The organism is Actinophytocola algeriensis (genome assembly GCF_014203735.1).
In the GTDB taxonomy this organism is placed as follows: Bacteria; Actinomycetota; Actinomycetes; order Mycobacteriales; family Pseudonocardiaceae; genus Actinophytocola; species Actinophytocola algeriensis.
Genome location: NZ_JACHJQ010000004.1, coordinates 164,977 through 188,946, shown reverse-complemented (window position 1 = coordinate 188,946; position 23,970 = coordinate 164,977). Strand labels below are relative to the sequence as shown.

Below are 23,970 nucleotides of genomic sequence, written 5' to 3'. Positions count from 1 at the left end.
ATGCTTACCCGAATCAGGGCCCGGCTACGCGGCCCCACGTGCGCAGGTACACCTCCGCGCCCCTGCTCATGTCGGCCACGACGGCCTGCCCGTCCGGCCCGGCCACGATGCGCAGGTCCTCCAGCCAGTCCGGCAGGAGGCCGTAGTGGGCGAGGCCGTCGGTGTTCACGTCGAACACCCGCTCCCCGGTCCGCTGCCGGTCCACTGTGGCCCCGCCGTCGAACGTGGTGAACGGGTACTGGACCGCCGAGGAGGACCTCGGTGGCGGCTGGTGGCCGAACCCGCCGGTGTCGAAGCCGGCGCCGAAGCCGAAGTCGGTGCCCGCGCCTGCCGCGGCCTTCATGGACCGCCACTCGCCGAGGAACTTCTCGGTGCCCCAGCCGTACGGGACCGCCATGCCGCCGAGTGCGTAGATCCGCGGGTAGTAGCTCGGGTCGACCCAGGAGTGGCTCGACACGACACCCGGGTAGTCACTGGACTCCAGCAGGTCCAGCGCCTGGTCGGTGGCCTTGGCGCTCATGTGGTCGATGTCGATGAGCATCCCGCGGTCCATCATGCCCCGCATGGCGTACTCGCCGAGGTCGGTGAGCCCGTTGACGTTGCAGTGCGGGGCGCTCGGGTAGACCGGCAGCGTCACGCCCGGCGGCAGGAGTGCCGACAGCGGCCCGGACAGCAGGTCGCTCTCGAACTGGATCGTGTTGTCGTGCGCGGCGGTCGGGCACTTCTCGACCTGCCAGAACCGCCCGGTGGAGGCGAAGTTCGCCGCGTTGATGATCGTCCCGGCGACCCCCTCGTCGAACCGGACGCCGCACAGCGCGTTGTCGAACTTGTGGCACACGAACATCCGCCGCACGCCGAGGTCGTACAGCTCGTCGAGCCCGGCGTCGATGTCGGCGCGGTCGCACAGCGGTGTCCCGTTGCGGACCCCGCACCCGAACGGCTGCGACACCTCGACGCCCAGTACGACGGCGAGCTTGCCCTGTTCGATCACCGACCGCGCCTGCGCCGGGTCGCGCACGATCCGCAACCAGCCCTGACCCGGCCCACCGGACTGGGTGTCGATGAAGTCCTCCAGCTCGTGGATCCGCTGCGCCTGCAGGCGGATCGACGCCATGTCGTCGCACGGGTTGGACTTGATCGGGTAGATCTGGCACAGGGCCTCGTTGTTCACGAACAGGTTGGTGTAGACGCGCAGGCCGCCGCGCCACGCGCGTTCGAGCCAGCGGTAGTACATGGCCTCGTGGGTCCACGAGTTGTGCTTCGGCCAGTCCTTGAAGGTCGGCCAGCCGGTCGTGTCGTGCGTGAAAGTCGGATAGCCGCCGCCCGCCAGGTTCTCCCACCACGCGCCGAGGCCGTGCGGTTCGTGGTCGGGGCAGTCGACGAGCGCGGCGGTGATGCCGTACTCGCTGAACGGCGCGCCGCAGTGGATGTCGCCGCCGATGAACTCGTACGCGGTCAGGTGGCTGTGCAGGTCGGCGAGCCCGCGCACCTCGCCGTTCACGGTGCCGGTGAACGGGTCGCCCGCGATGTTCAGCTCCGCCTCCGGCGCGGTCGCGCAGCCGGTCGCGGACACCAGCGTGAACGGTGTCGCGGTGGACCGCAGCGCGAGCGTCTTCAGCAGCGGGTCGACGGCGAGCTGCCGGTTCGCGGCGACGGCCGTGATCGTGACCGCGTCGCCGGCGGCGGTCAGCCGCCAGTTCGTGTCGGCGCTCGCGGCCCGCGCGGACAGCACGCCGAGCGTGCCGAGGCCCTGTCCGAGGAAGTCGTTGCCGGTGCCGTACAGCAGGTAGGTCGCGGCGCCGGTCTCCTGCAGGCGGAACGGCTGCGACGCGGCGCCGCCGGTGGCCTGGTAGCCGCCGAGCGCGCCCCGCACCACGAACTTGCCGCTCGGCGCCTTGAGCGCGACACAGGCGCCGTCGAGCGCGGCGACGTCCGGTGGCACGGCTTGCGCGGCGGGCACAGGCATGCCGAGCGCGGCGACGGTGAGCACCGCGGCGAGTGGTCCGAGCAGGCGACGACGGCGCATGGCGACCTCCGTTGGTGCGGCCGTCTCTCAGATCTACCCGTGAGTAGGGAACCGGTCAATCCGCCGAATGTCGTGCGGTCGCGACTCCGGCGACGATCGTGCGGCGCTGGACGAAGTCCTCCGGACCCAGCTGCGCCAGCCGGGCCCGCGCGGCGGCGAGGAACTCGGCACGTGCCGCCTGCGACAGCCCGGCGTACCGGCGCGCGGGGTGCCCGAGCCCGGTGTAGCGCACGACGAACTCGTCGGGCGTCGGCCGGAACTCCCAGTCGACGGGTCGCAGGTCCGCGCCGGTGAACCCGGCGGCCGTGACCAGCTCGGCGACCTTGTCCGGCGAGTCGACGACGTCGTGGTTGGCGAGCAGCGACTCCTCGGCAGGCGCACCGTGGCGGTCCAGCTCCTCGAACCAGACGTCGACGGCCTTCACCTGCTGGTCCGGCCCCCACGTCGCGAGCCCGAGCACACCGCCGCCGGCCAGCACGCGGTGCGCCTCCCGCAGCCCGGCGGGCGGGTCGGGCAGGTGGAACAACATGAACGCGGCCACGGCGACGTCGAACGTGCAGTCCCCGAACGGCAGCCGGGCCGCGTCGGTGATCACCCGGGGGAAGTCGGCGGGCGCCCTGGCGATCATGCCGGGTGCCCGGTCGATCCCGGCGACGAGCGCGTCCGGCGCCGCGTCCCGCAGTGCGGGCAGGAGCGTCCCCACCCCGGTGCCGATGTCGAGGACACGACGCGCACCCGCCAGCGGAAGGCGCTCCATGAGCTTGCGGCTGACGGGGTGGAGTGCCCCGGCCCAGGTGCGCTCGTAGGTGTCCGCGGCGTCGGAGTAGTGCCGCGCGAGCGCGGCAACGTCATCGGTCACCCGACCACGATGTCACATGTCGAGTCGGGCACCACCCGTTCGTCCTTGGCGCATGGAGCTGTACACACAAGCACAGGACGAGTTCGACAAGGTGCTGGCCGCGGTGCCGGCGGCCGGCTGGTCCAGGCCGTCGATGTGCCGGGACTGGACGGTCCGCGACGTGGCGGGCCACGCGATCTGGGGCCAGCTGCAACTGCACGCCTGGGCCACGGGCGGCCCGGACCCGGCCCGGGACGGCGCCCCGGGCATGCCTGCCCCGGCCGTCATGACGGGCGACGACCCGCTGGCCACGTGGCGCGCGGCCCGCACGGTCCCGGCACCCACCCAACTCTCGAGGACGGTGGCCATCACCGGCATGGGCGAGGTGCCGGTGGCGGCGCTGCTGTCGTTGCTGGTCACCGACCTCACCGCGCACACGTGGGACATCGGCCGGGCGCTGGGCCTGCCGGTCGACCTACCTCGCGGCCTGGTGACGGCGTCGTTCGGCTGGGCCCGCGAGCACGTGGTCCGGCGCCCCGGGTTCTTCGGCCCGGAGCTGACACCCGCCGCCGACGCCGACGCACAGACCCGCATGCTGGCGTTCCTGGGCCGCGCGACCTGACTCAGCCGCGGTCGGCGTCGTAGTCCGCCAGTGCGGCGCCGACCGCCGCGGCCACGGTCATCTCGAAGACCTCGTCCTCGGTGTGCTCCGCGAGCAGCCGGGCGATGTCCGCGTCGGTGATCCGGTACGACGCGTCGCGGACCATCGCGGTGTAGGACCGCCACGGTTCGCCCAGGTCACCCGACGCCGCACCCCGGCGCTGTTCCGGAGCTGTCACGGCAGGGGCCTCGAACACGGCGTGCCGCAGTTCGTCGACCGGATCGTCGAACCCGCCGTCCGAGCCACCCGCCAGCAGGAACGCGGGGAACTTGTACCCGAACCGGTGCAGCGCGCGCGTCCCCGTGTGCACCTGGTCGCCCCGCAGCGCGAACCCGAACGCGTTCCCCAGCCGGTTCACGATCTCCCACACCAGCGTCACCCGCGCCGCGTCCCGCACCGCGTCCGGCGGCGCGTCGGCCAGCGACCGCGTCGACGCCGGGTCGTGCGCCACCAGCCGGGTCATCTCCGTGTGCGAGTCGAGGCAGAACGCGCACCGGTGCCGCTCCGCGACCCGGCGGGCCATGTCCTCCCGCTCCCCGACCGTCCAGTACGACGGCCCGCGCATCGCGGGCACGGTCAGCGCCAGCAACGGCCGTGCGAAGAACTCCGGGCGGTACAACAACATCCGCACCACGTCCGGCGCGTCGCCGGAGGTCAGGCGGAGGAAGAGGCGGGCCCGCGCCCGGTGCCCGCCGTCCAGACAGGACAGTCTCATGTGGTCTCCAGTAGTCGGCCGGCGAGGAACCGGCGGTCGGCCGGGTCCGTCGCCAGGTCATGTGCCTGCCGGTACGCCGAGGCGGCTTCGGCCCGGCGGCCGAGGCGGCGCAACAGGTCCGCCCGGGTCGCGTGCCACAGGTGGTACCGGGTCAGGCCGTCGATGCGGTCGACCAGCGCCAGCCCCGCCGCCGGCCCGGCCGTCTCGGCCACCGCGACCGCGTGGTTCAGCGCCACCACCGGCGTCGGCGCCACCGTCAGCAGCGCCTCGTACAGGGCCGCGATCCGCGCCCAGTCGGACGGTTGCCGCGTGTGCTGCACCGCGATCATCGCCTGCAGCTGGTACTGGCCGACCGTGCCGTGCCGCAGCGCCCGGTCCAGCACCCCGACCGCCTCGGCGACCAGCGCACCGTCCCACCGCGACCGGTCCTGGTCGGCGAGCAGCACGACGTCACCGGCCGGCGACCGGCGCGCCGCGGACCGCGACTCGTGCAGCGACAACAACGCGACGAGCCCCATCGCCTCCGGCTCGTCCGGCATGAGCGCCGCGACCAGCTTCGCCAGCCGGACGGCCTCGCCGCGCAGGTCGTCGTCGGCGGGGTAGCCGTGCGTGTAGATCAGGTAGACGACCGCGAGCACCCCGGCCAGCCGGTCGGTCAGCAGGTGGTCGGGCGGTACGGCGAGCGAGATGCCGGCGTCGCGGATCTTGCGCTTCGCCCGCACCAGCCGCTGCGCGAGCGTGGCCTCGCCGACGAGGAACACCCGGGCGATCTGCGCGGCGGTCAGCCCGACGACGGCCTGCAGCGTCAGCGCCACCCGTGCCTCCTCCGCGAGCGCCGGGTGGCAGCAGGTGAAGATCAGGCTCAGCCGCTCGTCACCGACGCTGACCAGCCGTTCCTCGGCGGGGAAGTCGGGCACCGGGGCCACCGCCTCCTTCTCCCGGCCGAGCCGCGCACGGCGCAGCCGGTCGACGGCCCGGTTGCGGGCCACGGTCAGCAACCACGCGACCGGGTCGTCGGGCACGCCGTCCGCCCACCGGCGCAGCGCGAGGGCGCACGCGTCCTGCAGCACGTCCTCGGCCAGCTCGAAGTCACCGACCGCACGCAGGAGTGCCGCCAGCATGCGTGCGCGGTGCTCGCGGTAGACCCGCTCGACCTCAGCGGACGTGGTCGACACCTGGCACGCGCACGACCGGCCGGACCTCGATCGACCCGACCGCCGCCAGCGGGCACAGCGCGGCCAGCTCGAGCGCCTCGTCCAGGTCGCGGCAGTCGAGGACGTAGTAGCCGCCCAGGTGCTCGTGGGTCTCCGCGAACGGCCCGTCGGTGATCAAGGTCTTCCCGTCGCGGACGGCCACGGTCGTGGCGGCACCCTCCCTGGTCAGCGGGTCGCCCGCCACGAAAGCGCCCCGCCGACGGCACTCGTCGGCGAACGCGTTCACCCTGGCCAGGGCGTCCTCGAAGCCCGGGTCACCCGGCTCCGGACGATCGCAGTTGTAGATCAGCAGCAGGTACTGCACGTCTCCTCCTCACGTGTGCACACAGAGGATGACGAACCAGCATGCCCGATCTCGACAGGGTCAGCGAGATTTCCGTGTGGGCGGGATCGCGACGAGGAAGCTGTCCTCACCTACCTGACGCACGTCAGGGTGCTCGGTCTCGTTGCACCAGTGCCCGCCCTCGCCGAGGTAGCGGAAGCGCACCTGGGCGCCGTCGGGCACGGTCACCGCCACCGAGCGCATGCCGTTGCTGCGGGGGCGCAGTTCGTGCTCGCCAGGCCGCCAGTCGTTGAAGTCGCCGACGACGCTCACCCGCCCGCGTGGCGTGTTCGGTCGCAGGACGAAGGTGATGCGCACGGCTCCGGAGCGGTCACGGTCGATCTTCAGCATGGTTCTCCACAGTCGATCTTGTCGGGTGCGCGAACATCATGGCCCTGTTCGCCGAGATTCGCCCGAAGGACAACGCTTCCGGGTGACGACACGGACCCACCCGGTGCCTAGCTTGACCGCATGGCTCGTTCTGCCCTCGCACTGACGGCTGCTGTCGTCCTGGTTGAACTGTCCTCTGTGGTCGCGGCGACCGCGGCCGGAGCGCAGGTGGCCGGAGCGCAGATGTCCCGAACGGACGTGGCCGACGACCAGTGGGCCGTGTGCGACCGGATAACCACGGACCACCCGACCCCACCGGCGGGCGCGGTGGTGGTGGAGCCCGTCGACGGCGGTGTGCAGGGAGCGACGGCCGAACACCCGGCAGGTACGACGTTCTGGCTCGCCCCCGGCACGCACACGCTGGGCGAGGACGAGTTCGGCCAGGTGATGCCAAAGGACGGCAACGTGTACCTCGGTGCGCGGGACGCGATCCTGGACGGCCGCGACCGCAACCGGTACGCGTTCACCGGTGACGCGGACGACGTCGTGCTCCGGAACCTGACCGTCGTGAACTTCGTGGCCCCACGAGACGAAGGCGTGGTGAACCACGACTCCGGCGACGGCTGGGTGATCGAGCACAACACGATCCAGAACAACGGCGGTGCGGCGCTCATGGCGGGCGTGGGGCAGGTTGTGCGCGGAAACTGCCTGCGGGACAACGGCCAGTACGGCATCAACGCCTACAAGCCGGGCGGCCTGGCCTCCCTCGTGGTCGAGGGCAACGAGATCACGGGCAACAACACGGACGACTGGGAGTCGCAGACCCCCGGCTGCGGCTGCACGGGCGGTGCGAAGTTCTGGGCGGTGGACGGCGCCGACATCCGCGACAACTGGGTCCACGACAACCGCGGCGCCGGCCTGTGGGCCGACACCAACAACAACGACTTCCTCGTCGAACGCAACCTGTTCGAGAACAACGACGCGGAAGCCTTCTTCTACGAGACGAGCTACAACGCGGTGATCCGCGACAACGTCTTCCGCGGCAACACCATCGTCCAGGGCAGGGCCTTCGCCGGCCGCGGCGACGACTTCCCGGTCGGCACGGTGTACGTGTCGGAATCAGGCGGCGACCCGAGGGTGCCTGCCCGCACCGACCGCCTGGAAATCCAGCACAACACGTTCGAACACAACTGGTCGGGGATCACGCTGTGGGAGAACGCCGACCGCTTCTGCAACAGCCCGGCGAACACGTCCACGGGCCACTGCACGAAACTGGTGGCTGAGCCGGGCCAGTGCACCCAGCCCGCGATAGCGCAGAAGCCGCTACTGGACGACTGCCGCTGGAAAACCCAGCGCGTGGACATCCACGACAACCGATTCACGTTCGATCCGGCCGCCCTGAACTGCGACACGCTGTGCGGCCGGATGGCGGTCCTGTCGAACTGGGGCACGTACCCGGAGTGGTCCCCGTACATGGGCCAGGCCGTACAGCAGGCGATCACGTTCGAGCAGGAGAACACGTGGCGCGACAACGTCTACGTGGGCCCGTGGACCTTCACCCCGTACGACCGGTCACGCGTACTGCAGCCGCCGGAGTGGCAGGGCGACCCGTACCAGCAGGACGTGTGCAGCGCCTTCACCTTGCTGCCGACCACGTGCTGAGTCGTCCACGGCCGACCCCGTCCCAGCTCCGGGGGTCGAGTTGAGACACTGGCGGGCATGGCACCGGTGGCCGAGTTCGAAACGCGGCGAGGATGGTTGTTCGGACTCGCCTACCAGCTGCTCGGCTCCTCTGCCGAAGCGGAGGACGCCGTCCAGGACGCCTACCTCCGCTGGGACCGGGCCGACCGCGCCGCCATCACCCACCCCGGCGCGTGGCTCGCGAAGGTCGTCACCAACCTCTGCCTCAACCGCCTGACCTCGGCCCGCGCCACCCGCGAGCAGTACGTCGGCGAGTGGCTGCCCGACCCGGTGCCGACCGACCTGCTCGGTCCGCTCGAGACCGCCGAGCAACGCGACTCCGTGTCACTCGCCGTGCTGGTGCTGCTCGAACGCCTGACTCCCGCCGAACGCGCCGTCTTCGTCCTGCGGGAGGCCTTCGGCTACGGGCACCGCGAGATCGCCGACGTCATGGAGCTCTCCGAGGCCAACTGCCGCCAGCTGTACCGCCGCGCCGCCCAGCACCTCGCCGACCACAAGCCCCGCTTCCAGCCGTCCCGCGAGGAGCGCGAACGCCTCGCAGGCCGGTTCATGGCCGCCGCCCAGCACGGCGACCTGCGTGCGCTGGAGGAACTGCTCGCCGAGGACATCACCTCGTGGGCCGACAGCGGCGGCCGCCTCCCCATGGCACGCAGGCCGGTCACCGGCCGCGACCGGGTCGCGCGGTACTTCGCCGGCGCGTGGCGCAAGCTGCCCGACGGCGTCGACTTCACGTTCGCCGAGGTCAACGGTGGTACCGCGATCATCGCGACGGTGCACGGCACGACGATGGGCGTCGTGGCGCTCGAGTTCGACGGCGCCACGATCGCGGGTGTGCGGATCGTCGCCAACCCGGCCAAGTTGTCACACATGCAGGGGCTCGCCGGTTCATGAGTGCATGACACCGATTCTTGTCACCGGCGGCACGGGCACGCTCGGCCGCGCCGTGGTGCGGGAGCTGACCGCGACGGGCCGCGACGTGCGGGTGCTGAGCCGCGGCACCGGCGGCGACCTGGTCACCGGCCGCGGCGTTGCCGCGGCCGTGGCCGACGTCGAGACCGTCGTCCACCTCGCCACCACACTCCGCGGCCGCCGCGACGTGACCGCCACCCGCAACCTCGTCAACGCCGGCACGAGCATCCGGCACCTGGTGTTCATCTCGATCGTCGGCATCGACCGCATCCCCATCGGGTACTACCGGGGCAAGCTGGCCGCGGAACGCATCGTCGCCGAGCGACCGCACACGATCCTGCGCGCCACCCAGTTCCACGACCTGATCCGCACCGTCCTGGCAGGCGCGGCGATGCTGCCGCTCATGCCGATCCCCCGGCTGCGAGCACAGCCCATCGACGTCCGCGACGTGGCGGCCCGCCTGACCGAACTGGCGACCGGCGACCCGCGAGGCAGGGTGGCGGACATCGGCGGGCCAGAAGTCAAACCGCTGCGAGCGCTGGCCGCAGAGTACCTGCGCGCCAACGGAAAACGTCGCCGTACGGTGGAGTTCTCGCTGCCAGGCAAGGCTTTCCGCGCCTGTCGAGAAGGCGGCAACCTCGTCCCGGGCAACCCGGCGGGCACCATCACGTTCGAAAGGTTCCTCACGTCATGATCCGTGCCGGACTGATCTTCCTTGCCGTGACCCAGGGCGCCGCAGGCCTGATCCAACTGTTCGCCCCGAAGTTCTTCTACGACGACTTCCCCACCTCGGCCACCCCCTGGGTGTCGCTGCTGCCGCCGTACAACGAACACCTCATGCGCGACGTCGGCGCACTGACGCTCGCGTACGTACTGGTGCTGACCGCGGCGGCGATCTGGCCGGAACCCAAGCTGGTCCGGGTGGCGCTGGCGGCGAACCTGATGTTCACCGTGCCGCACTTCATCTTCCACGCCACCCACCTCGACCACTACCCGACCGGCTCGGCGACAGCCCAGACGATCGCACTGGCCCTGGCCGTACTGCTCCCGATCGCACTGCTGATCCTGAGCGTGAGGCGGAGAGCGGATACCCACTGAGCCACGATCGGGCTTGACCTCGACAATTGTCGAGCTTCTAGCGTCGTGACCATGACGTATCTGGTGACCGGAGCAACCGGCAAAGCAGGAAGGCACGTGGTGTCCGCGCTACTGGCCGCGGGAGAGCGTGTGCGCGCACTGACCCGCAACCCGGCGGAGAGCGCTCTCCCGCCGGAGGTCGAGGTGGTCGCGGGCGACCTGACCGACCCGGCCACGGTCCCGTTCGACGGCGTCACCGGCGTCCACCTGCTGACCATCGGCGGGGACGACTACGCGACGCTGACCACCGGCCCGGAGCTGGTGAAGCGCGCACAGGACGCCGGCGTCCGGCGGATCGCGGTGCTGTGGAACGGGGACGTCGGCCCGGTGGAGGAGGCGGTGGCGGCGAGCGAGCTGGCGTGGACACGCCTGCAGCCGACCGACTTCATGGGCAACACGCTGCACCTGGCGCCGTCGATCCGCGCGGAGGGACAGGTGCGGGAACCGTTCTCCGACGTCCCCGCCGCACCGGTCCACGAGGCCGACGTGGGCGCGGTGTCGGCGGCCGTGCTGACGAGCGACGGGCACGCGGGCAAGGCGTACACCCTGACCGGCCCGGAAGCGCTGACCGCGCGGCAGCGCGTGGCCCGGGTGAGCGCGGCGCTCGGCAGGGAGCTGACGTTCGTCGAGCTGACCGAGGCGCAGGCCCGGGACCGGTGGCGTGACCAGGGCCTGGCCGACGACATGATCGACACGCTCGTCGCGTGGCAGGGCAGCCCGCCGCCGCACGCCTACACGGTCACGAACACCGTCGCGGAGATCCTGGGCCGCCCACCGCGGACGTTCGACGAGTGGGCGAAGGAGCACGCGCCCCTGTTCACCTGACGACAACCCGCACCGACTTCAGCTCGGGGTCCACCGGGTCCGGGATCTGCATGCCCGCGGCGAGCCCGCTGCGCACGTAGTCCAGCACCTCCCTGGTGAGCACCTCACCGGGCAGCGCCGCGGGCGCGCCGGGCGGGTAGGGCGTGATCATCTCCGCGCTGATCCGCCCGGCGCGTCCGCGACCCCGACCTGCTCGGTCTCGCCGAAGAACGCGTCCCACGGCAGCATCGCCGTCTCGAGCGCGAGGTCGTCCGGCGACGGCAGGTCCACCGGCCGCGGTTGGGCAGGTCAGCGCGCGGGTCGCGCGCGCGAGCGCCAGGGCGTGCCCAGCAGTCGCGTCCACGGCCCACGGCGGCAGCTGGGGGTGGAACGGCAGGTGCGCGCCCCACGCCTCGTCGACGATCAGCGGCTTGCCGAACTCGTGGCACACCTCGGCGACCGCCTCGATGTCCCCGCACGTGCCGTAGTCGGTCGGGGTGACGAGCAGCATGCCCTTCGCGTCAGGCTCCTCGGCGAACCGCCGCCGCACCTCGTCGGCGGCCGTCGGGTGCGACAGGCCTGCGCCGGCACTCCCTGCGAGACGGTCCGGTCGTCGAGTCCGTTGATCGAGATGACGTCGCTCTCGAAGACCGCACGGCCGACGATGTCGAGGACCTTCGGGTCCACACCCCGGCCCTGCCGGTGTCCCGGCGGGTTGAACGGCGTGAAACCACGGTCACGGAACGCCTGGAGCGCCTCCAGGACAGGCGCACGACTGTGGTCCATGATCCTTGTGTGCCCAGGCGGGGAACGTGCGAAACCGAGGTGCGTCCAAGCCGGCCCATTCGTGTTCGTGGGCGAACGGCTCGGAGTCGATGTCCTGGCGCCACGCCTCGAAAATGGCGATGAGCTGGGATTCTGTCGGCTCCACGAACCCGTACGTCGCCTTTTCGAGCATTACTGTTACCGCCGTTCACGTCGCCCGGCCAGGATCGAGGTCTGCGACCACCCCGCAGTGGTCACTAGGCCATACCCCGTCCAAGGGTCCCTCAAACGTGCGACAACAGTTTGTCACGCGCAGTGACGGTCCCGCCCGGCCGCAACGGACGAAGACGTAGTCGATCCGGCGGTCGAGATCGGTCCGCCAGTGGTCCTCGATGATCGGCGTCAGCGACGGCGCGAACGTCGGTCCCGGCTCGGCGCCGTGCACCAGTTCCCACGCGTCGCGGTAGCTGACGCTGGTGCCGTCGAGCGCCCGCAGGCCGCGCCAGAACCGGATGCTGTCGGCGTCCGGCACCGCGTCCATGTCGCCCGCGACGATCACGTGCTGCCCGGTGCGCTCGACCAGCTCCTCGATGAAGCCCGCGGTGAGGACCGCCTGCCTGCCACGCTCGTACTCGAGGTTGGTGGCCCACGACGGCTTGTGGTTCACGAGCAGCAGTGGCACGTCGCTGTGGGGCCAGTGGATGTCGGCGATCTGGGCGCTCGCTCGGAAGTCGGCCGTGCGCGGCCCGACCTGCAGGTCCAGCTCCCGGACCGCACCGATCGGCCAGCGGCTCGCGATCGTGATGCCGGAGCCGTCCGGTTCGCGCAGCGGGTGGTGGGTGACGTGGTAGCCGTCTCCGAGCACCTCGATAGCCTGGTCATCGCCGTCGGTCGCGATCGTTTCCTGCAGCGTCACCACGTCCGGGTCCAGGCGCCGGAACATGCTCGCCGCCGCGGGCAGGCGGCGTGGCCAGTCCTGGTGGTGGCCGAGCAGGTTCTGTGTGATCACGCGCATGTTTCAAGTCTGGTAGCGGGCTTCCCCGCCTGCATGACGATCATGTCGCCGGGGTATGTCCGCTCCGTGGGAAAGGTGGCTTCGATGCGGGAGACGTTCCACAGCGAGTTGGCGGCGTTGCGCGAACTGCTGGCCAGGATGTGCGAACAGGCGGCGACCGCGATGCGGCACGCGTCGGAGGCGCTGCTGTCAGCCGACCTCGACGCGGCGAAACAGGTCCTGGCGGCGGACGCCGAGCTAGACCGGATGCGCGACGAGTGCGAGGACATGGCCCAGCAGATGCTGGCCCTGCAGGCCCCGGTGGCGACCGACCTGCGCGTGGTGCTGTCGGCGATCTACTGCGCCGAGAAGTTCGAGCGCATGGGCGACCTGGCCGAGCACATCGCGAACGCGACGTGCCGGGTGCATCCGGATCCGGTGGTCCCGGACTCGCTCCGCGAGGTGTTCGCCCGGCTGGGCACGGTCACCACGACCATGGCCACGCAGCTGGTGTCGCACGTCACGGAGCCACGCGTGGGCGCCTTCGCCGAACTCAACGCCACCGACCACGAGGTCGACGACCTGCACGCGGAGGTACTCCACACGATCACCGCGCCGACGTGGCCCCACGGCGTCCCGACGGCGACGACCCTCGCCCTGGTGGCCCGCTTCTACGAACGCTACGCGGACCAGGCGGTCTCGGCGGCGAAGCGCATCGAGTTCGTGAGCACCGGCCAGATGCCCACCCACCCGGGCCCCAGCTGAGCCGGTCGTCCACAGCGGGACTCACCCCGTTACGGGACTTCCGGTTCTGAGTCAAGGCTGGATTCCCCGCCACACCTACGCCTAGGCTGTCGTCGAGTAATCGATTACCGGAGGCGTTCGATGGCGACTGCGTTCGATTGTTGTGCCGACGGCAGCTGCTGCGAACCCACAGGCCACTCCCGGCGGTCGTTCCTCGCCATGAGCATGGCAGGCGTCGGCATGCTGGCCGCCCCCACCGCCGCCGCGGCCGAGCTCGGTCTCGACCCGGACGGGCTCGTCGCCGTCCCGCCGGACAAGGACCTCGATCCCGGCAGCCTCCTCAGCCGCGGTACCCCCACCGAGTACACCGGTGCCGCGCTCCAGCACATCGGCATGCCCGTCGGCGGCGGGTGCAGCGGCCAGGTCTACCTCGCGGGCGACGGCAAGCTCTGGGCGTGGGACATCCTCAACCCGTCGACCTTCCCCCTCGGCGGCGCCACCGGCGGCGGCCCGCACTACGCGCGACCGCTCACCGCCACCTCTCCGTTCGCGCAGGAATTTTCCTTACGTGTCAACGGAACGGTCCGCACCCTCGACAGCTTCCCCGACATCCGGTTCGTCGGCCAGTACCCCATCGGCACGATCACCTACCGCGCGCCCGACTGCCCGGTCGTCGTCACCGCCGAAGCGTTCTCCCCGTTCATCCCGCTCAACACCGCCGACTCGACCATCCCCGCCACGACCGTCCGCTTCACCGTGCGCAACACCAGCCGCCGCGCGGTCGCCGTCGAGCTCATCGGCTCGTCCGACAACCCCGTCTGCCTCACCTCCCGCGACCAGCAGCCGACCGAGCTGCTCGCGACCCCGTTCCGGGGCGGTGTCCAGTTCGCCGCCCGCGCGGGCGACGAACCCGGCAGCACCGACATCCTGTTCGAGAACTGGGAATCCCTCGACAACTGGACCGTCGACGGCGACGCGTTCACCATCGCGACCCAGGCCGAGCTACCGGCGCACATGCGCCGCTTCGGCGATCTCCTCGTGCACGGCACCACGTTCGTCACCTCCCACAACTTCCGCGCGGCAGGCGACCCCGACGGCTACCTCGGCACGCTCACCAGCGCCGAGTTCACCATCGAACGCAGCCACATCGCGGTCGGTGTCGGCGGCGGCAACCGGCCGGGCGAGACCGGTGTCGAGGTGGTGCTCGGCGGCGAGGTCGTCGCGAGCGCGACCGGCCGGGACAGCGAGCCGATGGTCGCCGCGATGCTGGATGTCAGCGCGCACCGGGGAAAGACGGCCCGCATCCGGATCGTCGACCGGGCCACCGGCGCGTGGGCGCACGTGAACTGCGACGCGATCGTGTTCACCGACCGCCCGGACATCGTCTTCGAGGACTGGGCCTCGTTCGACGGCTGGACCGTCGAGGGCGACGCGTTCCTCAACGTCACCCCGGCCGAGTGCCCGCCGGACTTCCGCCGCCCGTTCGGTGAGATCAACGACCTGAACGCGGTCGACGGCCGGTTCGCGACCTCGTACAACTTCCGCGCCACCGGCGACGCCGACGCCTACCAGGGCAAGCTGACGAGCCAGCCGTTCCAGGTGGACAGACGGTACGTGACGGCGTGGGTCGGCGGCGGCGCGCACCTCGGCCGCACCTGCGTGAACGTGGTGGTGGGGAACGACATCGTCGCGAGTCTGACCGGTCGCGAGATCGAGCCGCTGACCGCGATGTCGGTGGACGTGAGCCGCTGGCACGGCCAGACCGCGCACATCGAGGTCGTCGACTCGATCGCCGCGGGCTGGGGCCACGTCAACGTCGGCCGGATCGCGTTCAGCGACCGGCCGGTGCGCTCGATCCCGATCGAGCAGCTCCCCGAGTTCGGCACGTTCGCGCTGGCCGCGGCGGGGAACCACGCGCGGGTGGCCACCGACGGCGGCGCCTCGGCGACCGTCACCGTGCCGTTGACCGTCCCACCAGGACAGTCACGGTCCGCGCAGTTCGTGCTGGCGTGGCACTTCCCCACCCCGCAGCCGACCGCGTTCGGCTGGCTGCAGGACGGCCCGCGGCTGCGCCACCACTACGCGACACGGTTCCGCGACGCACGCGCGGTCGTCGAGTACACGATCGGGAACTTGTCCCGGCTCGGCGGGCAGACCCGTGACTGGGTGCGCACCTGGTACGCGGACTCCTCGCTGCCGCACTGGTTCCTGGAGCGCACCCTGGCGCCGGCGTCCACTCTGGCCACCAGCACGTGCTTCCGCTTCGACAACGGCCGCTTCTACGCGTGGGAGGGCATCTACTGCTGCGCGGGCACCTGCGGGCACGTGTGGAACTACGCCCAGACCGTCGCGCGCCTGTTCCCCGACCTCGAACGCGACACGCGCGAACGCGTCGACCTCGGCATCGCGTTGCGCGCCAACGGTGAGATCGGCAACCGGGGTGAGGCGGGTGAGGGCTGGTTCGCCGACGGTCAGTGCGGCACCATCCTGCGCGTCTACCGCGAGCACCAGATGTCACCGGACACCGCGTTCCTGCGACGGGTCTGGCCGTCGGCCAAGAAGGCCCTCGAGTGGGTGATCACGCAGGACGGTGATGCCGACGGCATCCTCGAGGGCAGCCAGTGGAACACCCTCGACGCCCAGTGGTGGGGCGAGATCCCGTGGATCAGCGGGCTGTACGTCGCGGCACTGCACGCGGGTGCCGCGATGGCACAGGAGATGGGCGACCCCGCGTCGGCCGCCCGGTACTCGCAGCTCGCCCAGCGCGGCTCCGCCCACCTGGAGAGCGCTCTGTGGAGCGACGAGTACGGCTACTACTTCCAGCGCGTCGACCCGGCGCACGCGACCGCACCGAACTCCAACCGCGGCTGCCACATCGACCAGCTGTACGCGCAGACCTACACCGACCAGCTCGGCCTGCCGCGCGTGTTCTCCCAGGACAAGGCGAGGACGGCGTTGGAGAACGTGTTCCGGAACAACTTCGTGCCGGACGCGGCGTCGTACCGGCCGCCGGGCATCCCCGCACCACGCGTGTACGCGATGCCGGGTGAGGCGGGCACGCTGATGTGCACGTGGCCCTACGGCGGCTCGACCGAGGCGGGTGTTGGCGGCGTCGTCGGCTACTTCAACGAGGTGTGGACCGGGCAGGAGTACCAGTTCGCGGCCGGGCTGATCGCGGCGGGCATGGTGGCCGAGGGCCTGGCGGTGACCAGGGCTGTGCACGACCGGCACCACGCGGCGAAGCGCAACCCGTACAACGAGATCGAGTGCAGCGACCACTACGCGCGGGCGATGATGAGCCACGGCGTGTACCTCGCGGTGTGCGGTTACGAGTACCACGGCCCGCGCGGCCACCTCGGGTTCGCGCCGAAGGTGACACCGGAGGACTTCCGCGCGGCGTTCACGGCCGCCGAGGGCTGGGGTCTGTACCGGCAGAAACGCGGTCCCGGCAAGCAGACGTGCGACATCGAGGTGCGCTTCGGCGAGGTCCGGCTGAAGACGCTGTCGTTCGAAGTCGACGGTGCGGTGCACTCGGTGACCGCGCACGGCAAACGGGTGCCGTTCCAGGTGACCGGCTCGCGGGTGCTGGTCACGTTGGCGGCCGAGACGACCGTGCGGGCCGGTTCGACCCTGTCGATCACCATCACCGGGTAATCGATTACATGATCACTTTCGTTCCGGTGAGCGGTTTCCTCGGCGCGGGGAAGACGACGACACTCCTGGCCGCGGCGCGTGAGCTGCGTGCACGCGGCCACCGGCCCGCGATCGTCACCAACGACCAGGGCCGCGACCTGGTCGACACCCGGCTGGCGCGGACGGTGACGGACGCGGTCGGCGAGGTGCTCGACGGCTGCTTCTGCTGCCGCTTCACCGATCTCGCGGACGTGACGACGGCACTGGTCGCGGACGGCGCGGACGTCGTGCTGGCGGAGGCGGTGGGCAGTTGCACCGACCTGCGTGCGACCGTGGTGCGCCCGCTGCGCGAGTACCACGGCGACACGTTGCGGGTCGCGCCGCTGACGACGGTCGTGGACCCGTTGCGGTACCGCGCGTTCGCGCGTTCCTGGGCGGCGGGACACGACGACGACACGGCATACCTGTACGCGCACCAGGTGGCGGAGGCCGATGTCCTGGCGCTGAACAAGGTGGACCTGCTTGGCGCGGGCCTCACACCGCTGCTGTCGGACCTGGGTCGGCGCAACCCGTCGGCGCGGGTCGTCCCGTACTCGGCGCGGTCGGGCTCGGTGGGACGACTTGTCGACATGTGGCTGGCTGCGGGAGATGTCGAGGACCGTGCCGACGAGGCGCTGGACTACGACCGGTACGCGGCGGCCGAGGCGGCACTGGCGTGGCTGAACCACGAGGTCACGGTGAGCGGCCCGTTCAGCCCGGGCCGGTGGACGCGGGTGGCGCTCGCCTCCCTGTCCCGCGCGGCGGCAGGCACGCTGGTGGGACACGCGAAGGTGACCGTCGAAACCGGGGAAGGCCTGGCGAAGGGCAGCGTGACGACCGCGGGTGCGGCGCCGGCGCTGGACCTTCCCGGCCCGCTGTCGGCGTCAGGCGGCCGGGCGGTGTTCAACCTGCGGATCGCGTGACCGCCCTCGACGTTGGACGCGGCGTGCGCCGAGGCCATCCGGGCGGCAGACGAGGCATGCGGGACGACGAGCACGGCGGCCGGGCCACCCACGGCGTTCCAGCCGTCGTACCCGAAGCCGGTGCACCGGCTCACGCGAGGCTGACGACCTGCTTGCCGTAGACGCGGTTGTGCTCCATGTCGTCGTGGGCCTGCCGGATGTCGTCCAGCGCGTACACGGTGGGCACGCCGAGCGTCAGCCGTCCGGCGGCGATGTCGTCGAGCGCCTTCTGCAGGACAGGTGCGGGCAGGTCGCCGGCCTCGCCGCCGTACCCGGTCAGTCGCACACCCTTCGGCAGGTACCCGATCGGGTAGAAGTCCCGCACGATCCATTCGTTGGACAGCATCCCGGTGAAACACACGGTGCCCCGCACGCGCACGGCGGCGAGCGTGTCCGGCAGGGTCGGCGTGCCGACCAGTTCGACCGCACCGTCCACACCGGACGGATACCGCGCACGCACCTGCGCGGCCACGTTCCCGTCGTCGACCAGCGGATGCGCCACGCCGACGGCTTCCAGGGCCGGCAGCCGGTCCGCGCTGCGGGTGGTCGACAGGACAGTCGCGCCCATGCCCACGGCGAGCGCGGCCGCGGCGAGCCCGACCGACGACGTGCCGCCGCGGATCAGCACTGTGCCTCCCGAGGAGAGCCCGACGCCGATGGTGAGCGACCCGTACGCGGTCTGCAGGGTTTCCGGCACGGCCCCGAGAACCGGCCACGGCAGGTCGGACGTGAACGGGATGACCTGGCCGCGCGGGACGACGGTGTACTCGGCGTAGCCGCCGTCGTAGGTGCGGCCCATGTTGCCCATCATGGTGGCGACCTGCTGCCCCGGCGGCAGGTCGCAGGGCGAGTCGATCTCGCCGACGCATTCGATGCCCGGCACGCGGGGGAAGGTGACGCCCTCGGCGAGCCCGAGGCGCGTGTGCAGTTCGGATCGGTTCAACCCGAAGGCCCGCACCCGGATGCGCACCCAGCCCTCCGGCGGTTCGGGCACCGGGCGGTCCTCGATGGACAGGTTGGTCACGGGACCGGGTTCGCTCAGCACCACCGCACGCACGGGATCGAATGTACGCCTCAGGCGGTGGTGTCCATCGCGGACTCGAAGACCTCGTACCGCAGCGGTTCGCCCCGGACGTACCGGTCGAGTTCGTCGGCCATGGCCTGCCCCATCCGGCGGCACTCGAGCCCGAGGCTGCCCGCGAGGTGTGGCGTGACGACGACGTTCGGGAGCGAGAACAGCGGCGACCCGGGCGGCGGTGGTTCGGGATCGGTGACGTCGAGGACCGCGAAGAGGTCGGGTCGGCGGCGCAGCACGTCGACGAGTGCGCGTTCGTCGACGAGCCGGACGCCGAGTGCGGCGGCGACAGCGGGATCGACGTGCGGGTCGTAGGCCTGGAGTCGCACGCCGTGGCGGGCGAGCAGGACCGCGGTGGCCCGCCCGGCAGCACCCAGCGAGGTGAGCCCGACGAGTGCCCCGGCAACACCTTCCCCGTCCCGGCGGGGCACGGCACGCCCGGCCCGCCGCGACTCGAGGACGTAGCGCCAGCCGTGCTTGAGCGCGTAGAGGATCTGGCTGAGCGCGAACTCGGCGACGGCTTCGGCGTTGGCGACGGCGCCGCAGGTGATGCGCACACCACGCGCCCAGGAGTCGGCCGTGACCACGGGCCGAACGGACCCGGCCCCGTAGAGGACGAGACGCAGCTTCGGCGCGGCGGCGAGGAGTTCGGCGTCGAGCCGAGGCGCACCCCAGCCGGTGACGAGCACGTTGACGTCGGCGAGCAGGTCGGGCGTGAGGCCGGCGGCGGCGAGCGGCGGGGTGGCGATGTCGAGGTGCCGTTCGATCGAGGCGCGCTCGGCGGGCCCGTAGACGTCGTCGAACCAGCGGGGTTCCATCACGTAGAGGCCGCACAGCATCCGGCCATGACGTTCCCCGTCTCGATCAAGGGCGTGGTGATCCACGCGGACAAGGTACTGCTGCTGAGGAACGATCGCGACGAGTGGGAACTGCCGGGCGGGCGCCTGGAGATCGGCGAGACACCGGAGGAGTGCGGTGCACCGTCACGTCTTCATCGCCACGTACCGCTGCACGACGAGCGACCCGGCCGGAGGAGCACACGGCGGCAAACCCGTTCCTGGAAAGGGAAATCCCAACCCTGAACCTGCCGAACGACTACCGCCGCGCGATCACGAAACGGTTCGTCTCCCCCAGGACAGTCACCTGAGCAGCCCCCACCCGATCCCGGGGGCACCCCGCTAGCCAGTCTACCGGGTGGGGCCGACGGTCCTGGGGTTGTCGATCTTGCCTGTGGATAACCGGGTGGGCTGTGGACAACTTCGACGACGCGACACGCCGACACAACATATGGGCACCACTATCGATCAAGGCCCTATGTATAGTGATCGCGAGCTGGTTCGGCCACCGCGCCATGGTGGTCGTCGCAAGAGGGAACCCGGTGGGAGTCCGGGACTGCCCCGCAGCGGTGAACGGGAACGAACGCCGTCACGAAGCACTGGACGCGAGTCTGGGAAGCGACGGTCAGTAGGAGTCTGCCCGTGAGTCCGAAGACCTGCCCGCTCCCCTGGCCGCGCCGCGGCCGGGTGCCATGCGCTTGCCCCGAGGGAGGGCGCGCGGGGACAACCCCACCGGATCGGGGTTCTCTCGCGCGCCCAAAGAGCGAGGAGAACTCTTGACCACGATCCAGGACACCATGCGCGTCCGGAAACGCAGTGGGGACACCGAACCGGTCGACGTCGGCAAGATCATTCGTGCGGTCGCGCGCTGCGCCACCGGGCTGCCGACGGTGGAGCCGCGGCGGGTCGCCACCAAGACGATCAACGGGCTGTACGACGGCGCCACCACCGAGGAACTCGACCGCCTGTCCATCCAGACCGCCGCAGAACTGGTCTCCGAGGAGCCGGAGTACTCCAAGCTCGCGGCCCGCCTGCTGGCGGCCTTCATCGACAAGGAGGTCCGCGGTCACGGCGTCCACTCCTTCAGCCAGTCGATCAGCACCGCGCACGAACTCGGCCTGATCGGCGACGACACCGCCACGTTCGTCGCCACGCACGCACGCAAGCTCGACGACGCCATCGACCACGACGCCGACCGGCGGTTCGAGTACTTCGCGCTGCGCACCGTCCACGACCGCTACCTGCTGCGCCACCCCAACAGCCGCACGGCGCTCGAACGCCCGCAGTACTGGCTCCTGCGCGTCGCTTGTGGACTGTCCCACACGCCGGCCGAGGCGATCCGGTTCTACCGGCTGATGTCGTCGCTGGCGTATCTGCCCAGCTCGCCGACCCTGTTCAACTCCGGCACCCGGCACACGCAGATGTCCTCCTGCTACCTGCTGGACTCGCCGCGCGACGAGCTCGAGTCGATCTACGAGCGGTACGGCCAGGTCGCGCGCCTGTCGAAGTTCGCGGGCGGAATCGGCATCCAGTGGTCCCGCATCCGTTCCCGCGGCGCGCTGATCCGCGGCACCAACGGCCACTCCAACGGCATCGTCCCGTGGCTGCGCACCCTCGACTCGTCGGTCGCCGCCGTCAACCAGGGCGGCAGGCGCAAGGGCGCGGCCTGCGTCTACCTCGAGACGTGGCACCCGGACATCGAGGAGTTCCTCGAGCTGCGGGACAACACCGGAGAGGACGCGCGGCGCACGCACAACCTCAACATCGCCAACTGGATCCCCGACGAGTTCATGCGCCGCGTCGAGGCCGACGCAGACTGGTCACTGTTCGACCCGGACGAGCTCCCGGAGCTGCCGGACCTGTGGGGTAAGGCGTTCGACCAGGCGTACCGGGCCGCCGAACAGGCAGGCCGCGCCGTGCGCACGGTCAGGGCGCGCGACCTCTACGCGAAGATGGTGCGCACGCTCGCGCAGACCGGCAACGGCTGGATGACGTTCAAGGACACCGCGAACCGCACCTGCAACCAGACCGCGGAGCCCGGCAACGTCGTGCACCTGTCCAACCTGTGCACGGAGATCCTCGAGGTCACCTCCGACGAGGAGACGGCCGTCTGCAACCTCGGCTCGGTCAACCTCGGCGCGCACGTCGCCGGTGACGACATCGACTGGGTGCGGCTGCGGGAGACCGTGCGCACGGCGGTCACGTTCCTCGACCGCGTGATCGACATCAACTACTGCCCCACCGAGGAGGCCGGCCGCAGCAACCCGCGCTGGCGACCCGTCGGACTCGGGGTGATGGGCCTGCAGGACGTGTTCTTCAAGCTGCGCCTGCCTTTCGACGGCGATGCGGCACGCGAGCTGTCGACGCGGATCGCCGAGGAGGTCTACCTCACGGCGCTGGAGACGTCCGCCGACCTGGCCGCGTCCGCCGGTGCGCACCCGGCGTACGCGCAGACCCGCGCCGCCCGCGGTGACCTGCAGCCCGACCTCTGGGGTGTCACGCCGGAGCAGTCCGACCGGTGGGCGGCGCTGCGGACCCGGGTCGCCGAGCACGGCCTGCGCAACTCGCTGCTCATCGCCATCGCGCCGACCGCCACGATCGCGTCGATCGCGGGCTGTTTCGAGTGCATCGAGCCGCAGGTGTCCAACGTGTTCAAGCGTGAGACGTTGTCCGGCGAGTTCCTGCAGCTCAACGGCTACCTGGTGACCGAGTTGAAGAAGCACGGACTGTGGGACGCCACCACCCGCGACCGGATCAAGCGTGCGGACGGCTCCGTGCAAGGTCTGACGGCCCTCCCTGCTGAATCACGCGAACTGTTCCGCACCGCGTGGGAACTCCCCCAGCGTGCGCTGATCGACCTCGCCGCCGCCCGAGGCCCGTACATCGACCAGAGCCAGTCGCTGAACCTGTTCGTGGCCTCCCCCACGATCGGGAAGCTGTCCTCGATGTACCGCTACGCGTGGGCGAGCGGGCTGAAGACCACCTACTACCTGCGATCCCGGCCCGCGACACGCATCCAGCAGGCGACCGTCAGCACCGCGATCCCCGCCGGCACGGACGACGCCGCGGTCGCGTGCTCCCTGGAGAACCCCGAGTCATGTGAGGCCTGCCAGTGACCACCACCCAGAACACCGGCCTGGAGAACACCGCCCGCAAGAAGGCCCTGCTCGACCCGGGCATGGACCTGACACTCCGGCCCATGCGCTACCCGCTGTTCTACGAACGCTTCCGGGACGCGATCAAGAACACGTGGACGGTCGAGGAGGTCGACCTGCACACCGACCTCGCCGACCTGAACAAGCTCACCGACGCCGAACGGCACCTGATCAACCGGCTCGTCGCATTCTTCGCCACCGGCGACACGATCGTCGCGAACAACCTGGTGCTGAACCTGTACGAGCACGTCAACGCGCCCGAGGCCAGGCTGTACCTGTCGCGGCAGCTGTTCGAGGAGGCCGTGCACGTCCAGTTCTACCTGACGCTGCTCGACACCTATCTGCCCGACGACAAGGAGCGCGCGGCCGCGTTCGCCGCCGTCGACAACATCCCGTCCATCCGGGACAAGGCCGAGTTCTGCTTCAGGTGGATCGACTCGATCGAGCACCTGAACCGGCTCGAGACCAAGGACGACCGGCGCGCGTTCCTGCTCAACCTGATCTGCTTCGCGGCGTGCATCGAGGGCCTGTTCTTCTACGGTGCCTTCGCCTACGTGTACTTCCTCCGTTCCCGTGGGCTGCTCAACGGTCTCGCCTCGGGCACCAACTGGGTGTTCCGCGACGAGTCCATGCACATGACGTTCGCGTTCGACGTGGTGGACACCGTCCGCCGCGAGGAGCCGGACCTGTTCGACGACGAACTCCACGCACAGGTCCGGCAGATGCTCCGCGAGGCCGTCGACGCCGAGGTCCAGTTCGCCGAGGACCTCCTCACCGGTGGCGTCGCCGGACTCACCCTGTCCGACATGCGTGAGTACCTGCAGCACGTCGCCGACCGCAGGCTCGCGGCACTCGGCCTCGAACCCGAGTACGGGTCGAAGAACCCGTTCGCGTTCATGGAGCTACAGGACGTCCAGGAACTGTCGAACTTCTTCGAACGCCGTGTGTCCGCCTACCAGGTGGCGGTGACCGGCACCGTCAACTTCGACGAGGACTTCTGACGGGTCAACGCCGACTCGATCCGAACGCGGCCGTCGCCGGGGCACCCCCGGCGGCGGTCGCGTCGCCCATCGGCACGGCTCAGTCGACCGAGGCGACACACCTTCTCCA

Annotated in this window: 22 protein-coding genes and 1 riboswitch; of the genes, 12 read left to right on the top strand and 10 right to left on the bottom strand. The window is 70.7% G+C overall.

Annotation, left to right across the window (positions count from 1 at the left end; translation table 11 throughout):
• Window positions 1-13: 13 nt before the first annotated feature.
• Both FHR82_RS18745 and FHR82_RS18740 read right to left on the bottom strand, forming a co-directional pair.
• Window positions 14-2,026, bottom strand: a complete 2,013-nt coding sequence (locus tag FHR82_RS18745) for an amidohydrolase family protein (RefSeq protein ID WP_184811757.1) — start codon at window positions 2,024-2,026, stop codon at window positions 14-16.
• Between the two features lie 55 nt (window positions 2,027-2,081).
• Window positions 2,082-2,885: a class I SAM-dependent methyltransferase gene (locus FHR82_RS18740; RefSeq protein ID WP_184811756.1), complete on the bottom strand. Its 804-nt coding sequence runs from the start codon at window positions 2,883-2,885 to the stop codon at window positions 2,082-2,084.
• 52 nt (window positions 2,886-2,937) lie between these two features.
• Between FHR82_RS18740 and FHR82_RS18735 the strand changes: the two genes are divergently transcribed.
• On the top strand, window positions 2,938-3,486 hold the full coding sequence (locus tag FHR82_RS18735) for a TIGR03086 family metal-binding protein (protein ID WP_184811755.1): 549 nt from the start codon (window positions 2,938-2,940) through the stop codon (window positions 3,484-3,486).
• A 1-nt stretch (window position 3,487) separates the two neighbouring features.
• On the opposite strand, the gene FHR82_RS18730 is transcribed toward FHR82_RS18735, so the two are convergent.
• From FHR82_RS18730 to FHR82_RS18715, 4 genes are read right to left on the bottom strand one after another with little or no spacing between them, the layout of a single operon-like run.
• The gene (locus tag FHR82_RS18730; RefSeq protein WP_184811754.1) at window positions 3,488-4,240 is read right to left on the bottom strand and encodes a hypothetical protein; all 753 of its coding nucleotides are present in this window, start codon (window positions 4,238-4,240) and stop codon (window positions 3,488-3,490) included.
• The gene (locus FHR82_RS18725; RefSeq protein WP_311771160.1) at window positions 4,237-5,415 is read right to left on the bottom strand and encodes an RNA polymerase sigma factor; all 1,179 of its coding nucleotides are present in this window, start codon (window positions 5,413-5,415) and stop codon (window positions 4,237-4,239) included. The genes FHR82_RS18730 and FHR82_RS18725 overlap by 4 nt, the downstream gene beginning before the upstream one ends.
• Window positions 5,396-5,758, bottom strand: coding sequence for a YciI family protein (locus tag FHR82_RS18720; RefSeq protein WP_184811753.1), 363 nt, complete (start codon window positions 5,756-5,758; stop codon window positions 5,396-5,398). The genes FHR82_RS18725 and FHR82_RS18720 overlap by 20 nt, the downstream gene beginning before the upstream one ends.
• Window positions 5,759-5,818: 60 nt before the next feature.
• A complete protein-coding gene (locus FHR82_RS18715) occupies window positions 5,819-6,127 on the bottom strand; it encodes an early set domain-containing protein (protein WP_184811752.1) in 309 nt (102 codons plus the stop codon).
• A gap of 120 nt (window positions 6,128-6,247) precedes the next feature.
• Here FHR82_RS18715 and FHR82_RS18710 point away from each other — a divergent pair, with 120 nt between their 5' ends.
• Genes FHR82_RS18710 through FHR82_RS18690 form a run of 5 tightly spaced genes read left to right on the top strand, consistent with a single transcriptional unit; the run spans window position 6,248 to window position 10,678 of the window.
• On the top strand, window positions 6,248-7,768 hold the full coding sequence (locus tag FHR82_RS18710) for a right-handed parallel beta-helix repeat-containing protein (protein ID WP_184811751.1): 1,521 nt from the start codon (window positions 6,248-6,250) through the stop codon (window positions 7,766-7,768).
• A 57-nt stretch (window positions 7,769-7,825) separates the two neighbouring features.
• Window positions 7,826-8,698: an RNA polymerase sigma-70 factor gene (locus tag FHR82_RS18705; RefSeq protein ID WP_184811750.1), complete on the top strand. Its 873-nt coding sequence runs from the start codon at window positions 7,826-7,828 to the stop codon at window positions 8,696-8,698.
• Between the two features lie 4 nt (window positions 8,699-8,702).
• Window positions 8,703-9,410 (top strand): SDR family oxidoreductase, encoded by a 708-nt coding sequence (locus FHR82_RS18700; protein ID WP_184811749.1) that lies wholly within the window; start codon window positions 8,703-8,705, stop codon window positions 9,408-9,410.
• On the top strand, window positions 9,407-9,814 hold the full coding sequence (locus tag FHR82_RS18695; protein WP_184811748.1) for a hypothetical protein: 408 nt from the start codon (window positions 9,407-9,409) through the stop codon (window positions 9,812-9,814). The genes FHR82_RS18700 and FHR82_RS18695 overlap by 4 nt, the downstream gene beginning before the upstream one ends.
• A gap of 51 nt (window positions 9,815-9,865) precedes the next feature.
• Window positions 9,866-10,678 (top strand): NmrA family NAD(P)-binding protein, encoded by an 813-nt coding sequence (locus tag FHR82_RS18690; RefSeq protein WP_184811747.1) that lies wholly within the window; start codon window positions 9,866-9,868, stop codon window positions 10,676-10,678.
• On the opposite strand, the gene FHR82_RS47490 is transcribed toward FHR82_RS18690, so the two are convergent.
• On the bottom strand, window positions 10,671-11,207 hold the full coding sequence (locus FHR82_RS47490) for an Orn/Lys/Arg family decarboxylase (protein ID WP_311771159.1): 537 nt from the start codon (window positions 11,205-11,207) through the stop codon (window positions 10,671-10,673). The genes FHR82_RS18690 and FHR82_RS47490 overlap by 8 nt on opposite strands.
• A gap of 423 nt (window positions 11,208-11,630) precedes the next feature.
• A complete protein-coding gene (locus tag FHR82_RS18680) occupies window positions 11,631-12,437 on the bottom strand; it encodes an endonuclease/exonuclease/phosphatase family protein (RefSeq protein WP_184811746.1) in 807 nt (268 codons plus the stop codon).
• Window positions 12,438-12,521: 84 nt separating this feature from the next.
• Here FHR82_RS18680 and phoU point away from each other — a divergent pair, with 84 nt between their 5' ends.
• From phoU to FHR82_RS18665, 3 genes are all read left to right on the top strand, one after another.
• On the top strand, window positions 12,522-13,181 hold the full coding sequence (gene phoU / locus FHR82_RS18675) for a phosphate signaling complex protein PhoU (RefSeq protein ID WP_184811745.1): 660 nt from the start codon (window positions 12,522-12,524) through the stop codon (window positions 13,179-13,181).
• Window positions 13,182-13,379: 198 nt separating this feature from the next.
• Window positions 13,380-16,814 carry a GH116 family glycosyl hydrolase gene (locus FHR82_RS18670; protein WP_225944076.1) on the top strand — a complete coding sequence of 1,145 codons (3,435 nt, stop codon included), beginning with the start codon at window positions 13,380-13,382 and terminating at the stop codon, window positions 16,812-16,814.
• Window positions 16,815-16,822: 8 nt separating this feature from the next.
• The gene (locus tag FHR82_RS18665) at window positions 16,823-17,755 is read left to right on the top strand and encodes a GTP-binding protein (protein ID WP_221463995.1); all 933 of its coding nucleotides are present in this window, start codon (window positions 16,823-16,825) and stop codon (window positions 17,753-17,755) included.
• Between the two features lie 130 nt (window positions 17,756-17,885).
• Here the strand turns inward: FHR82_RS18665 and FHR82_RS18660 are convergent, their stop codons facing one another.
• Window positions 17,886-18,851 carry a zinc-binding dehydrogenase gene (locus FHR82_RS18660; RefSeq protein WP_184811744.1) on the bottom strand — a complete coding sequence of 322 codons (966 nt, stop codon included), beginning with the start codon at window positions 18,849-18,851 and terminating at the stop codon, window positions 17,886-17,888.
• Window positions 18,852-18,868: 17 nt separating this feature from the next.
• Window positions 18,869-19,708 (bottom strand): NAD(P)-dependent oxidoreductase, encoded by an 840-nt coding sequence (locus FHR82_RS18655; protein WP_184811743.1) that lies wholly within the window; start codon window positions 19,706-19,708, stop codon window positions 18,869-18,871.
• A 6-nt stretch (window positions 19,709-19,714) separates the two neighbouring features.
• Between FHR82_RS18655 and FHR82_RS46195 the strand changes: the two genes are divergently transcribed.
• The 3 genes from FHR82_RS46195 (at window position 19,715) to FHR82_RS18640 (ending at window position 23,861) form a co-directional block, all read left to right on the top strand.
• Entirely contained in the window at window positions 19,715-19,951 is a 237-nt protein-coding gene (locus tag FHR82_RS46195; RefSeq protein WP_225944075.1) for an NUDIX domain-containing protein, read from the top strand.
• Between the two features lie 234 nt (window positions 19,952-20,185).
• Window positions 20,186-20,383, top strand: a riboswitch (cobalamin riboswitch).
• Window positions 20,384-20,481: 98 nt separating this feature from the next.
• Window positions 20,482-22,821 (top strand): ribonucleoside-diphosphate reductase subunit alpha, encoded by a 2,340-nt coding sequence (locus FHR82_RS18645; RefSeq protein WP_225944074.1) that lies wholly within the window; start codon window positions 20,482-20,484, stop codon window positions 22,819-22,821.
• Window positions 22,818-23,861, top strand: coding sequence for a ribonucleotide-diphosphate reductase subunit beta (locus tag FHR82_RS18640; protein ID WP_311771158.1), 1,044 nt, complete (start codon window positions 22,818-22,820; stop codon window positions 23,859-23,861). The genes FHR82_RS18645 and FHR82_RS18640 overlap by 4 nt, the downstream gene beginning before the upstream one ends.
• Window positions 23,862-23,970 lie beyond the last annotated feature (109 nt).